Below are 14,306 nucleotides of genomic sequence, written 5' to 3' on the forward strand. Positions count from 1 at the left end.
TTCGCGCGCGGCACAGGATCGCGGCGGGCACGGCTCCGCCGCGATCCTCGTCTTTTCGGGCCGATTCCGTATCTTTCCGCGCCGGATGCGGGGTGCGGTTCCGGAAAAAGTCCTATCTTTGTACGCACCAGCCCGTGCGTATGACGAAAAAGCTTCTTATCCTGTTTCTGGGCGCGGCGCTCGCGGCTGCGCCGTTCGCCGGCGCAGCGATCCGCCGCGGCGCGCTCACCAACGACAACGGTTTGTCGAACAGTTCGGTGACCTGCATCTACCAGGACTCCTCGCAGCTCATGTGGTTCGGCACGTGGGACGGGCTGAACGTTTACAACGGCTCGGGGTTCCGCACCTACAAGTTCGAACCCGACAATCCGAACACGATCTCGAACAACGTGATCCGCAACATCGTCGAAGAGGCGGCGGGTATCGTCTGGGTGGCCACCGACTACGGCATCAACCGCATCGACACGCGCCGCGACCGCATCGACCGCTTCTATCCGGGGTACGAACAGAGCGGTCCGGCCGGGGAGCGGGTCTTCTCGGTCGCGGCCTCTCCGGACGGGGAGGTCTTCTGTGCCGCTACGGGGTGGGGGATCGCCCGTTACGACGCCCGGACGCAGCGTCTGGCGGCGTTCAACATCCCGCATTTCAACTCCTCGGAAATACGCGGCGTCTATGCGCCCGCGCCGAATACGCTGCTGCTGCATACGGTCTGCGGCCGGCTGGTGCGGATGCGCTACGCCCTCCCGGCGGCGGGCGATCCGGAGGTGCGGGAGACGGAGGAGCTGTTCCCCGACGGGAGCGTCGAGGCGCTGTTCGAATGCCCCCGGACGATCTATGCGGCGACGGCGGATTCGACGATTTTCGCCTACGACCGCCGGACGGGCGGGGTCTCCGCGCTGGCGGAGGCTCCTCCGCCCTCGAAGGACGGCGTGTGCGCCGCGGCCGAGCTGCCCGACGGGCGGCTGGTGTTCGCGTTCGGAGCCTCGGGCGCGCGGTTCTACGACCCCGTGACGCGGCGGTTTGCCGATGTGCCGGAGCTTGCGGGCGTCAATGTCCTGTCGCTGCTCGGCGGAAGCCAGCAGATCCTGTGGGCCGGGACCGACGGGCAGGGCGTTCTGGAGCTGTACGAGGACGACATCGAGTTCAACAAGACCGACAATCGGCGGATATTCGGCGGCAAGAGCAGTCCGGTCCGGGCGTTTTTCGAGGACGGCCGCGGCGACATGTATGTCGCCACGAAGGGCAACGGCATCTATGTCCTGCGGGCCGACGGTTCGCCGGGCGGGGTGTACGACCGTTCGAACGGGCTGGACAACCCGTTCGTCTATGCGCTGGCCGAGGGGTACGGGAACGACATGCTGATCGGGCACGACGGCGTGGGAATCGACGTGCTCGACTTCTCGACGGGGCGCATTTCGCCGATCGAACCGCTGGAGGGGACCCGCTTCGGATCGGTCTATGCGATCCGGCGCGATCCGGCGAACGGGATGCTCTGGCTCGGGACGAACGGCTACGGATTGGTCGGCCTGCGGCTCGACCGCTCCGACGACGGCCGCTACACGATCCGCGAGCAGCGCATCTACGTCAATGACAAATCCGACGACACGTCGCTGGGCAACAACGTCGTCTTCTCGATCGCCCCGGCCGGCGACGGCAGGCTGTGGGTCGGTACGCGCGGCGGGGGGCTGAATCTGTTCGATCCCCGCAGCGGCCGTTTCGCCCGCTATACGACCTCTTCGGGCGACCGGCCGATCAGCAGCAACGACATACTCTCGCTCTACACGGGCCGCGACTCGACCCTCTGGGTCGGGACCGGCTACGGACTGAACCGCCTCTGCCGCGACGCGGACGGCGGGATCGGCTTCGAACGCTACACCGAGAAGGAGGGGCTGCCGAACAACACGATACACGGCATCCTGGAGGACGATGCGGGCCTGCTGTGGCTGAGCACCAACAAGGGGCTGGCGCGCCTCGATCCCGTGTCGGGGCAGGTCGTCGGCTACTACAAGTTCAAGGCGTTGCAGAACAACGAGTTCTCCGACGGCGCCTACTACCGCGGCCGCGACGGGAAGATGTACTTCGGCGGCGTGGACGGCTTCAACCGCTTCGATCCGGACAATATCCGCATGCGGAGCTATGCGCCGCCCGTGCTCATCAATTCGTTCTCGGTCCGGCAGCGGCCGCTCTCCGATTTCCGCGCCGACAGGGAGATCGTCCTCTCGCACGGCGAGAACTTCTTCAGCATCCAGTTCTCGGCGCTGGAGTATATCCGCAACGAGAGCTGCGAGTATGCCTATATCCTCAGGGGATTCGACGACGACTGGGTCTATGCCGGAACGGACAATACGGCCGTGTTCACCAACGTGCCGCCGGGCTCCTACGAGTTCTCGGTGCGGGCGACCAACGGCGACAAGGTCTGGGGCGACCGCGTGGCGTCGCTGCGCATCCGCGTTCGGCCGCCGTGGTGGAACACGACGGGGGCCTATGTGATCTACCTGCTGCTGGCCGCCGGGGCCGTTTACGCGATCTATTTCATCGCCAACGAGCGCATCGAGCAGCGGCGGCGGCTCCTGATCGAGTCGATGACCCGCCGGCAGCAGAGCGACAGCTACGAGGCGAAGCTCCGCTTCTTCACCTCCGTCGCCCACGAGTTCTGCACGCCCCTGACGCTGATCTACGGCTCGGGCGAGCAGTTGCTGAGCAGCTACACGCTCTCTCCCGACGTCGCCCGCCACGTGCGCATCGTCAAGAACAACGCCGCGCGGATGCAGCGCCTGATCGGCGAACTGATGGACTTCCGCCGGGTGGATACGGGCCATTACGAACCGCGTTACGCCGAGGTCAATGTCTCGGAGCTGCTCTCCTCGATCGCCGACAACTTCAACGAAGTGAACGGGCAGCGCCGCATCGACCTGCGCATGTCGCTCCCCGAGGCCGACGTCGTGATCGTGAGCGACCGCGATGCGCTGGAGAAGATTCTCTACAACCTCGTCTCCAACGCCTACAAATACACGCCCGCCGGCGGCTGGATCGAAATGACGCTGCTCCGCGAACGGGGGCGGACGACGTTCCGCATCGCCAATTCGGGCAAGGGCATCAAGCCCGAGGACATCGCGAATGTCTTCAACCGGTTCGAGATTCTCGACAATTTCGAGCGTTCGGCCCACGAGGGGCGCATCATGCGCAACGGAATCGGGCTGGCGCTGGCGCAGAGTCTGGCCAAGACGCTCTCGGGCGAGATCGCGGTCGTCAGCAAGACGGGCGAAAGCACGACCTTCACGCTGTCGCTGCCCGAGGTGAGCCGCGACCGGATCGTGGGGACGGAGGCGCAGGCGGGAGCCGGCGTGCCGCTTCCCGAGGCGGAGGAGGAAACGCGGACCGAGGCGCAGCCGCACGACGAGGGGGACAGGGCCGTGATCCTGGTGGTGGACGACGAGGAGCAGATACGCGACCTGATCGGCGAGATTCTGGGCGGCGCGTACACCGTGCTGCGGGCCGCCGACGGCGTGGAGGCGATCGACATCCTCAAGCGGCGGCGTCCGGACCTGATCATCAGCGATATCAGCATGCCGAACCTCGACGGCCTCGGGCTGTTGCGCTACCTCAAGGAGAACGAGATCACGCGTTACATTCCGTTCGTCTTCCTCACGTTCAAGACCGACGTGGAGCAGGAGATACACGGCTACGAGCTGGGCGGCGAGGCGTACATCTCCAAGCCGTTCCATCCCAAGCACCTGCTGGCCGTGGTGCACCGGATTCTGACCGACCGGCAGTCGCTGCGCAACTACTACAACTCGGCGATCTCCACCTCGGACGTTTACGAGGGCAGCACGATCGACGCCGACGACAAGAAGTTCATCGTGCAGCTCACGCGGACGATTGAGGAGAACCTCGTGGACGAGAACCTGTCGCTGAACTTCCTTTGCGACAAGATGTGCGTGAGCCGCATGGGGCTTTACCGCAAGATCAAGGAGATTACGCAGATGACGCCGAGCGAGTATATCCGTTCGGTGAAGCTCAAGCACGCCACGCACCTGCTGCGGACGACCGGCATGACGATCCAGGAGATCATGTTCTGTTCGGGCTTCAACAACAAGTCCTACTTCTACCGCGAATTCGCCAAAGTGTACCGCATGTCGCCGAAGGAGATGCGCGAAAAGGAGCGCTGATCGCTCCCAAAAGCCGCTTTCCCCCGGCGGAAGATACGTTTCGGGTACAATAGTATACTCTGCGATCCCCCTCGGGGGCTATCTTTGCAGAGCAATACTACCAGCTACTGACATGAAAGAAACGACCGTCGCAGGCCCGAAAGGCGGTATCTTCAGCCGGGCCTTTTCGGAAATCAGACACTTCGGCACCTACCCGTTCAACATGCGGGTCCTGCTCCTGACGAACATGCTCTACGCATTCGTGCTGCCCGTCGTGGAGCTTTTCGTCGGCACGTATATCATGCGCAACAGTTCGGAGCTGGCCTACGTCGTGGGTTACCAGCTGGCCGTCTATACGGGCATCCCCCTTACGTTCTTTTTCAACGGATTCCTGATGCGGCACGTCCGGATCACGCACCTCTATTCGTTCGGCATGCTGCTCAGCGGCGTGTCGATGGCCGTGATGATGTCGCTCGAGACGCTCGCGCTGGGCGGAATCATCGTCGCGGGGCTTATCATGGGCCTCTCCTACGGCTTCTTCTGGGCCAACCGCGACTTCCTGGCCCTGAGTTCGACGGACGACGGCAACCGCAACTACTATTACGGTCTGGAGAGCTTCTTCAATACGGTGGCCAGCGTCGTCGTACCGGGCATGATCGGCGCGTTTCTGGGCGCGACGGCCGACCACGGCTGGTTCGCGGGCAATATCAACTTCGCCTACAAGCTGGTGACGGTGTTCGTCTTCGTGCTGACGATCGTCGCCTCGGCGGTGGTCTGCCGCGGCCGTTTCGCCAGCCCGGCCAGGGAGCGGTTCGTTTACTTCCGCTTCGACAGGCTGTGGAACAAGATGATGCGGCTGGCCGTGCTGAAGGGCATCGCGCAGGGCTACATCGTCACGGCGCCCTCGATGCTCGTGATGACGCTCGTGGGCAACGAGACGACGCTCGGGACGTTGCAGTCGATCGGTGCGCTGGTGTCGGCCGTGCTGCTCTACCTGCTGGGCCGTTTCACCTCGTCGCGTCACCGCGTGGCGATCTTCTCGGCGGGTCTGCTGCTTTTCGCGCTGGGCGGCGCCTTCAACGCCGTGCTCTACTCGGCGACGGGCGTGATCGTCTTCATGCTCTGCCTCGTGCTGGGACGCCCGCTCATGGACCTGGGTTATTTCCCGATCCAGTTGCGTGTGATCGACTACGTGAGCCGGAAGGAGAACCGCAACTCCTATGCCTATATCTTCATCCACGAATTCGCCCTCTACCTGGGCCGGTTCTTCGGTTGCGGACTCTTCATCGCATTGACCATATGTCTGTCGGATACCTTCGCGATCCGCTATGCGCTCCTCATCATCGGGGCCATCCAGCTGATCTCGATCTCGATCTCGCGGGACATCACCCAATCGCTCGACCGTCTCGAACGCAAGTAGGGACGGCCGGCGATCGCGGAGGGGACGGCGCAGCCCGCCGCCCCGATGCAAGGCAACAAGTAATTTGGTTTTGGTTGGGACGCCAGCGCCGTGAGGCAGCCGGCGTCCTTTTTTTGCGGCTTTTTTCGCGGAATCCTGCGCTTTTTTCCGGGCGGCACGCTTCGGGCGTAAGCTTTTTCTGCGCGGCGCTTTTTGGGGTGGCTGGCATTGTATGGACGGTTCCCGGTGTTTCTGCGGAGGGTTTTTCCGCTGTTCCCGCCGTGTCCCTCCTGGCGCGTGGAAACGGGCCGGGAACGGAGATGCGGTCGCTGCGCCGCTTCCGGACGCTTCGGGGTGCGCGTCGCTCATAAGGAAACCCCCGGAAATGCACGGTGCATTTCCGGGGGTTTCGGGGTTGTCGTCCCTGCGGGAGAGGATCAGTTCCTGTGCAGCTCGATCTTCCGCACGACGGGCTTGTTGATCCGGTAGATCTGCTCGATGAGCAGCTCCTGCTCCTTTTCGCGCGCCTCGCGGACGGCGGGGTGCATGAGCTTCGAGTAGTTCTCGCGGTGGATGCCCACCCAGCCGTTCTTGCTCTTCTCGCGGTCGAGCACCTCGACGGCGTGGCGGTCGTTGGCGTCGAGCAGCCCGTGGTCCTGGAAGAAGTCGTACTGCATCCAGGCGTAGTCGCGGAAGTTGCGCTCGATCTCCCAGCGGTACTCGTTCAGGTGCATCACGGCGAGCGCCTGCTGGTACTGCGGGGTCCATACGATTTCGGCGAGGTTGATGCCCTCGGCGAGCTCCCCGGCGCTCCACGTGCCGATCTTCTCGCCGTCGATCAGCACGGAGTAGTTGCCTTTGAGGCCCTTCACGGTGAGCATCTCGCGGTTCATCTCCTCGACGAAGGGAACCAGCTTCGCGGCATTGGCCTGTCCGCGCTTCATGCCCCAGCCGTGGGCCACGGTGTCCATCGGATAGGGCAGCGAGTTGGCCAGGTAGTCGAACGAAAGGTCGCGGCCGTATTTGCGGAGGTTCGAGATCTTGCAGTTCGCGCTTTCGAGCACCTCGCCCTTCGCGGCGTCGATGCGGATGTCGGCCACCTCCTTGCCGGCGAATCCCTGCGCCTTGAGGAAGAGGTAGGCCATCACCATGTGGCCGTCGTTGTCGGGGTGCACGCGGTCGCCGCCGGTGAGCGTGAACGACGGATCGACGGCCTGCTGCTGCCGGCCGACCTCGACCAGCGGAGCGTTGTAGTCGATGAACTCCCAGCCGTGGGCGTCGGCCGACGCCTTCTGGAACTCCACGACGCGCTGCATGACGGCGTTCTTGCCGCGCAGGGGCGTGTTGCCCTCGATACGGGCCGTCTCGTCGTAGGGCGAGCTGCCGATCATCACCACGCGCACGCCGTCGAGCCCTTCGAGGCGCTTCTCCATTTTCTTGTAGTTCTCGAAGCACTCCTTGTAGCGGGCCTCGCCGAATGCCTCGGGATTGTCGCCGTTGTACTCCATGTAGCCCGTGTCGTTCATGCCGAAGGTCACGGTCAGCACCGTCGGGCGCTTGCTGAACACGTCGCCGTCGAGGCGTTTGAACATGCCGCCGGCCGTCTCGCCGCCGATGCCCGCGTTGTACATGCGGAGGTTCATCTCCGGGAAGCGGGTCATGTAGTAGAGCCAGATGTAGGAGTGGTAGTGGCCGCCGTCGGTGATGCTGTTGCCCAGGTACACCACGCGGTCGCCGTCCTTGAACGGCGCGATCGTCTGCGCCGGGGCGGCCGTGCCCGCCAGCAGGGCGGCCGCCAGAATCCATGCGATTTTTTTCATATCCGTTTTCTTTTTTCGGGTTTTGTCGTTATTCGTAGGAGGGGGGAAGCTCGCTCTGCCCCCAGCGTCCGGCGGGTTTCGCCGACGTCGTGAACTCGAGCGTCGCACCGTCGGAAAGCTCCTTCCAGTCGATCCATGCACGGTCGTGCGCGCGGCCGTTCACCTTCAGCCCCGTGGTGTAGATTTTCGTCTCCGAGCCGCCCGTGATCGTGAGGTCGCCGTGCTTGAGGTGCATCGTCACCCGCTCGAAGATCGGCGTGTTGAGCGTGAAGCCGCCCACGCCGGGGATCATCGGGTAGAGGCCCGAGCAGGCGAAGACGTACCATGCGCCCATCGTCCCCAGGTCGTCGTTGCCCGGAAGACCGTCGATCGCACTCGAATACTGCTCGTTGAGCGTGCGGTTGATGACCTTCGCGGTCTTGTCCGGACGGCCCACCCAGTTGTAGATCCACGGAATGTGGAAGCTCGGCTCGTTGCCCGAGGCGAACCATTCGTCGCCGTAGCCGGCGTCGAGGCGCACGAAGAACTCGTCGAGGCGTTTTTCGGCCGCGGCCTTGCCGCCGATCGTCTCGATCAGACCTCCCAGGTCGTAGGGAACCATCCAGAAGTAGTTCTTGTAGGTCGATTCGCGCCAGTCCTCGCCGAGCGATTTCCAGGAGCCGTCGGCGTTGCGCGACTGCAACCATCCGGTCTCGGGGTTGTAGAGGTTGCGCCACGAGCGGGCGTAGCCGAAATAGCGCCACGAGGCGAACTCGTCGCCTACGGCGTGCAGCGCGAACTGGCCGATGGCGAAGTCCGCGGAGGTGTATTCGAGCTGTTCGGAGGCGTTCCAATACCCCTTTTCGAGGTACTGCCTGAGACCCGGGCGCTCCTCCACGCCCTGCGACGTGGCGCCGGGAACCTCGGCGTTCACGCGCATGATCCGGAAGAGGGGATAGGGGTCGTAGTCCTGCGCGCCGAAGGCCCAGGCGTTGGCGATGAGGATCGGCGTGGGGTCGCCCTGCATGACGCCGGTCTCGATGTTGGCCAGCACCCAGCGGGGGTATGCGCCGCCCGACTGTTCGGCGAAGGCGCGGTGCGACAGCACGACGTCCGACGCCACGTCGGGCGTGAGCATCGCCAGCAGCTGGATCTGCGTGCGGTAGGTGTCCCAGTTGCTGAAGGAGGTGTACTGCCGCGAGCGGGTCTTGTGGACGCGGAAATCCGCACCCATGTACTCGCCGTTCACGTCGCTGCACAGGTTCGGGTGGATCAGCGCCCGGTAGAGGTGCGTGTAGAACTGCCCGATGCGGTCGGGGTTCGTGCCTTCGACTTCGATCAGCCCCAGGTAGCGGTTCCAGGCCGCTTCGGCGGCGCTCCGCACGGCGGCGAAGTCCCACGTGTCGTTCTCGGCCCGGAGGTTCTCGCGGGCGTTCTCCACCGAGACGTACGAGACGCCGATCCGGTACTGGACGTTGCGGCTCTTGCCGAGGTCGAAGGTGAAGTAAACGCCCGACGTGCTGCCCTCGGCGAAACGGCCGCCCGGCGTGAGCGTGTCGTCCTTCCAGATGCCCGTCTCGGCGGCCGGAGCGTCGAACTCGGCCACGAAGTAGATCTTGTAGGGGGTGCGGATGCCGCAGAAGTTGCCTCCTTCGGCGTATCCCTCGCAGCTCGAGGGACCCGTGACGACCACGGCCGCCTGCTCGATCGGCGTGGCGGCGATTCCGGCGCCGATGATGACCGTGCCGAACTCGTCCCCCTCGGGGTAGGTGTAGCGGGCCATGCCCGTCCGTTCGGTCACCGTGAGCTGCGCTCCGATGCGCTCCTCCACGGTGGCCTCGTAATAGCCGGCGTGTCCCCGCTCGGCGGAGATGTCCACGCGGTGGTCGAGGATGTTGCCCGGCGAGACGTCGAGCCGTCCGGGCAGGGGAACGGTCGGGAAGTTGCCCATGTGGGCGCATCCGCCGCCGCTCAGCTGGTTGATGACGAAACCGCCCCGCTTGGAGAAGTAGGTGGGGGTGAACTGCACCATGCCGAAGGGGTAGGTGGCCCCCGGATAGAGGTATCCGGAGGTCAGTCCCGCACCCTCGGTTCCGGTCAGGGTGTTCACCTTGCCGGCAAGTCCGGCGTCCGGCTGTGCGTATGCGCCGCCGGCTGCGAGCAACTGGGAGCCGGCGAGCAGCACGGCGGCGATTTTCAGGGTTTTGAACATAGCGTTGCTGTCTCTTTTTGCTTATTCGGGCCGGGAGAGCGAGAAGGGCGAAGCCTCCTTCGACGTGCAGCGGCTCTTGTTGGGCTCGGGGCCCATCTCGAAACGCATGACGCCGCCCCGGGCGATGTCTCCGTAGGTGATCCAGTTCTTCTCCAGCGGTTTGCCGTTGAGCGTGGCGGACTGGATATAGACGTTTTCGGGCGAGTTGCCGGCGGCCTCGATGGTGAACTTCCTGCCGTCCTCCATCGTGATCGTCGCCTTGCGGAAGACGGGGCTGCCGAGCACGTACTGGTCCGTGCCGGGGCATACGCTGTAGATGCCCAGCGAGCTGAGGATGTACCACGACGACATGCCGCCCTGGTCCTCGTCGCCCGGGTATCCGCGCTCGGAGGAGTTGTAGAGGCGCGAGGTGATCTGGCGTGACCAGTACTGCGTCTTCCAGGGCTGTCCGGCATAGCTGTACATGTAGATCATGTGCTGGATGGGCTGGTTGCCGTGGGCGTACTGGCCCATTTCGGCCAGCTGCATCTCCTTCATCTCGTGGATCATGCCGCCGTAGGTTCCCGGCTTGATGATGTTCGGACGGGTGAACACCGAGTCGATCTTCTGCGTGAACGTCTCGTCGCTGCCGTAGAGGTTGATCAGTCCCTGCACGTCGTGGAAGACCGACCAGTTGTAGTGCCATGCGTTGCCTTCGCAGTAGGGGCCGCCCCACTCGTAGGGATCGAACGGCGAGAGCCACGAGCCGTCCTTGAGGCGTCCGCGCATGAAGCCCGACTCGTGGTCGAAGACGTTGCGGTAGTTATACATGACGCGGGCGAAGATCTCCTCGTAGAATTTGTTGCCGGTCATGCGGGCCAGCTGCCAGGCGCAGAAGTCGTCGTAGGCGTATTCGAGCGTCTGGGCCGTCGAACCCATCGACTCGGGATAGGGGACGTAGCCCAGCTGCCAGTACTCCTTCCATCCGGCGCGGCCGTTGGCGCCGCCCCACGGGCCCTTGTTCATCGCTTCGTGGGCATAGGCTTCGAGGGCTTTGGCCGGGTCGAACGTGCGGATGCCCTTGACCCAGGCGTCCGTCAGCAGCGAAATCGAGTGGTTGCCGAGCATGCCGCCCGTCTCGCCCGGAGCGGACCACGAGGGGAGCCAGCCGCACTGCTCCTGCGCGGCCAGCAGCGCCTGCATGTAGCGGCCCTGCATGGTGGGGTGCAGGATGTTCGTCAGCGGGAACTGCGAGCGGAACGTGTCCCAGAAGCCGTTGTCGGTGTACATGTACCCTGCGTGCACCTTGCCGTCGTAGGGGCTGTAATAGTAGGGGTTGCCCTCGGCGTCGCGCTCGTAGAACTTGCGCGAGAAGAGGTTGGCGCGGAACAGGCACGAGTAGAAGGTTCGGATCTCCTCGTCCGTGCCGCCCTCCACGTCGATGCGGCCCAGCAGGGCGTTCCACGTCGCCGCGCCGCGCTTCTTGGTCGCCTCGAGCGTCTTGTCGGCGCCCAGCTCGCGTTCGAGCGTTACGAGCGCCTGCTCGGGGCTGATGTAGGACGAGGCGGCCTTGGCCTGCACCTTCGTGCCGGGCTTGAAGCGCACGTAGGCTCCGTAGCCGTCGCCCGCGCCCTCGGTCTTGCCCGCGAAGACCTCGTCCTTGCGGTTCTCCCACGTGCCCCACTCCTCGAAGGGCTTGTCGAACTCGATGACGAAGTAGTTGCGGAAGGTCTCCGGATGGTTCACGAAGCGCTGGTTATTGACCCAGCCCGTGATGCGCCGCTTCTCGGGGTCGATCTTCACCTCGCTCTGGGCGAAGTAGCCGTCGAGCACCAGATAGGCCGCACCGCCCTTCCGGGGATAGGTGAAGCGCAGGTGCACGCCGCGCGTGGTGGGCGCCATTTCGGTCGTGATGCCGTTGTCGAGCGTCACCTTGTAGTAGTGGGGCTTGCCGATCTCGTTCGTATGGCTGAACTTCGAGGCGCGCGCCTCCTCGTCCACGACCAGCTTGCCGACCTCGGGCATGAGCGAATAGACGGCGTAGTCGCTCATCCACGGGCTGCACTGGTGGGCCTGCTGGAAGCCGCGGATCTTGTCCACGGAGTACTGGTATTTCCACCCTTCGCCGTTCGGGCCGGTCTGCGCCGACCAGGTGTGCATGGCGTAGGGCATCGCCGTGGTGGGATAGGTGTTGCCGTAGCTCAGTTCGAACCGCGAATCGGTTCCCTGGAGCGTGTTCACGTACTGCACGTAGTCGCGCTCCTGCGCCGTGGCGGCCGACAGGGCGAAGAGTGCCGCGGCGGCCGACAGGGCGAATCGCTTCAGAGGAAGCCGCTGCCGGAGTCGGCAGCTTTCGTTCAGGTTTTTCATGTTGTTTGCCGGTATTGTTGGTTTTACCTTTCGGTCGGTTTGTCGATGCCCCACTGCCGGTTCGGCTCGGGGCCCATGTAGAGTTCGAGCGTGCCGCCCGCGGCGATCTGCGCGAAGTCGATGTGCGAGGCCGCGAGCTCTTCGCCGTTCAGCACGGCGCGCTGGATGTAGATGTTCTCGGGCGAGTTGTCGTGCGCCACGACGGCGAACGTTCCGCCCTGCGCGTAGCGGGGGTCGAGTCTGAATTCGATGCGGTCGAACACGGGGCTGGTGATCTCCATGCGCGTGTCGCCCGGGCAGGCGGGATGGATGCCCGCCGCGGCGAGCACGTACCAGGCCGACATCTGGCCGGCGTCCTCGTTGCCCACGATGCCCTCGACCTTGTCGGCGTAGGCCTGGCGGCAGATGAAGCGCGTCCAGCGCTGCGTGGACCACGGCTCGCCCAGCCGGTTGAAGAGGAACGGCACGAGGTGCACGGGTTCGTTGGCGTGGTTGTAGTAGGCGTTCCAGTGCATGTCCGCGGGGGCCTTCTCGAAGAATTCGTTCAGGTCGGCCAGCACGGCCTCGCGGCCGCCCATCAGCTCCACCATGCCTTCGACGTCGTGCGGCACGAACCATCCCTGCTGGTAGGGGGTCGATTCGATGCAGCCGTACCACTCCGTCGTGCGGGCGTTCTCCGGCCACGGGGCCCACGAGCCGTCGGCGCGGCGCGGACGGAACCAGCCCTTCTCCCTGTCGAAGATGTTGCGGTAGGCTCGGCTCTTCTGCGCGAAGGCCTTCGCGTCCTCCGTCTTGCCGAGCCGTGCGGCCAACTGCGAGACGCACCAGTCGGTGTAGGCGTATTCGAGCGTGTGGGAAATGCAGAGGTCCGAGGGGGTGTAGCCCAGCGAGTCGTTGCCGAACAGGCGCGAGGTATTGACCGCGTAGCGGTAGGCGCGTTCGACGTCGTAGCCCCGGATGCCCTTGGCATAGGCGTCGGCGAGCACCGACAGCGCCGGGTTGCCGAGCATGCAGCCCGAGTAGGCGTTCACGATCTCCCACCGTTCGAAGTACTCCCGACCGCTCTCCTGGGCCATCGTCGTCAGCGAAGCGAGCAGGTCGTCCACCAGTTCGGGGTTGATGATCGTCTGCAACGGCATCTGGCTGCGGAAGACGTCCCATCCGCTGAACACGGTCCGCTTGGTGAAGCGGCCTTCGGTCGAACGGGGCTTGCCGTCGGCGCCCATGTAGCGGCCGTCGGTGTCGGTGTAGATGCGCGGGTCGATCATCGTATGGTAGAGCGCCGTGTAGAAGATCGTCTTCTCCTCGTCCGTGCCGCCCTCGATGCGGATGCGGCTCAGTTCGCGGTTCCACTGCGCATAGGCTTCGCCGGCCACCTCGTCGAAGGTTTTCGAGGCGATTTCCGCCTCGAAGTTTTTGCGCGCTCCCTCCATGTCCACGAACGAGATGCCCGCCTTGAACTCCACCTGCTGCCCTTCGCGGGTCGGGAATTCGGTGTAGAAACCGATGTGCTTGCCCTCGATCTGCCGTTCGCCGGTGACGACCGGGGCCTGGGCGACGCGTTGCAGGTAGGGGATGCTCACCACCTCGTCCTTCTTGCGTACCCAGGTGTCGGGGATGTCGGCGCTCCAGAAGCCGTGCTGCCGCATCGGTTCGCTCAACTGCGCATAGAAGTAGATCGTGTAGTCGGCGTGTCCCTCGCCGTTGCCCCAGCCGCCCGTGGCCGGGGTGCACTTCATCCATCCGGCGATCGTGCGGTCGTCGATCACCTCGACGTACTGCCGCTCCGAAGTGCCGCCCACGCGGCGCGCCAGGTCGATCTGGATGCGCGAGAGGTCGTTCTCGGGGAAGGTGAAGCGCAGGATGCCGCAGTGGGGCGTGGCCGAGCTTTCGACCCGGATGCCGTAGTCCGTCAGGTCGGCCGCGTAGTAACCCGCACGGGCCGTTTCGGTGGTTTTGTCGTAGTGCGAGCGGTAGCCGGCGATCGAGCCGTCCTCCTTGCCCGCGATCTTTTGCAGCGGGCCCGTGGTGGGCATGACGAGCAGGTTGCCCAGCTCGCCGAACCATCCCACGCCGTTCATCTGCGTGAAGGCGAAGCCTTCGATCGTGGTGTGTTCGTAACTGTATCCGGGGCTGTTGTCGCCGCCCGTGATGGTGTTCGGGCTGACCTGCACCATGCCGAAGGGCGTCGTGGCCCCCGGGAAGGTCTTGCCCAGACCGTGATAGACGCCTGCGGCGGCCGTGCTGGTGCTCGCGCCGATGAAGGGGTTCACGTAACGGGCCGCGTCGAATCCTTCGGCGGCAGCGCCCTCCCGGGCGCAGCAGCCGGTGAGCCCCGCCGCCGGGGCCGCCAGTGCGAAAAGCAGAGTCGCTTGGGTGAGGTAGTTATGCATGGGATG

6 protein-coding genes are annotated in these 14,306 nt (G+C 64.6%); 2 read left to right on the forward strand and 4 right to left on the reverse strand.

Features of this window, described 5'->3' with window-relative positions; all coding sequences use genetic code 11:
- Positions 1–140 precede the first annotated feature (140 nt).
- Together FME97_RS06630 and FME97_RS06635 are read left to right on the forward strand one after the other, a co-directional pair.
- Complete coding sequence (locus FME97_RS06630; RefSeq protein ID WP_141428455.1) at positions 141–4,169, forward strand: two-component regulator propeller domain-containing protein; 4,029 nt, start codon at positions 141–143, stop codon at positions 4,167–4,169.
- 112 nt (positions 4,170–4,281) lie between these two features.
- Positions 4,282–5,568, forward strand: a complete 1,287-nt coding sequence (locus tag FME97_RS06635) for an MFS transporter (RefSeq protein ID WP_141428456.1) — start codon at positions 4,282–4,284, stop codon at positions 5,566–5,568.
- 416 nt (positions 5,569–5,984) lie between these two features.
- Here FME97_RS06635 and FME97_RS06640 read toward each other — a convergent pair whose 3' ends face one another.
- The 4 genes from FME97_RS06640 to FME97_RS06655 are packed head-to-tail and all read right to left on the reverse strand — an operon-like array spanning position 5,985 to position 14,300.
- Entirely contained in the window at positions 5,985–7,367 is a 1,383-nt protein-coding gene (locus tag FME97_RS06640; protein ID WP_141428457.1) for an SGNH/GDSL hydrolase family protein, read from the reverse strand.
- A 28-nt stretch (positions 7,368–7,395) separates the two neighbouring features.
- The gene (locus tag FME97_RS06645; protein ID WP_141428458.1) at positions 7,396–9,558 is read right to left on the reverse strand and encodes a GH92 family glycosyl hydrolase; all 2,163 of its coding nucleotides are present in this window, start codon (positions 9,556–9,558) and stop codon (positions 7,396–7,398) included.
- A 21-nt stretch (positions 9,559–9,579) separates the two neighbouring features.
- Entirely contained in the window at positions 9,580–11,907 is a 2,328-nt protein-coding gene (locus FME97_RS06650; protein WP_141428459.1) for a GH92 family glycosyl hydrolase, read from the reverse strand.
- A 23-nt stretch (positions 11,908–11,930) separates the two neighbouring features.
- A complete protein-coding gene (locus tag FME97_RS06655) occupies positions 11,931–14,300 on the reverse strand; it encodes a GH92 family glycosyl hydrolase (RefSeq protein ID WP_141428460.1) in 2,370 nt (789 codons plus the stop codon).
- Positions 14,301–14,306 lie beyond the last annotated feature (6 nt).

This window comes from Alistipes dispar (assembly GCF_006542685.1).
Lineage (GTDB): Bacteria > Bacteroidota > Bacteroidia > Bacteroidales > Rikenellaceae > Alistipes > Alistipes dispar.

What these genes read in the sequence shown, in the direction of transcription:
- FME97_RS06630 (WP_141428455.1), top strand. Translation starts at nt 141, where the DNA reads ATGACGAAAAAGCTTCTTATCCTGTTTCTGGGCGCGGCGCTCGCGGCT.
- FME97_RS06635 (WP_141428456.1), top strand. Translation starts at nt 4,282, where the DNA reads ATGAAAGAAACGACCGTCGCAGGCCCGAAAGGCGGTATCTTCAGCCGG.
- FME97_RS06640 (WP_141428457.1), bottom strand. Translation starts at nt 7,367, where the DNA reads ATGAAAAAAATCGCATGGATTCTGGCGGCCGCCCTGCTGGCGGGCACG.
- FME97_RS06645 (WP_141428458.1), bottom strand. Translation starts at nt 9,558, where the DNA reads ATGTTCAAAACCCTGAAAATCGCCGCCGTGCTGCTCGCCGGCTCCCAG.
- FME97_RS06650 (WP_141428459.1), bottom strand. Translation starts at nt 11,907, where the DNA reads ATGAAAAACCTGAACGAAAGCTGCCGACTCCGGCAGCGGCTTCCTCTG.
- FME97_RS06655 (WP_141428460.1), bottom strand. Translation starts at nt 14,300, where the DNA reads ATGCATAACTACCTCACCCAAGCGACTCTGCTTTTCGCACTGGCGGCC.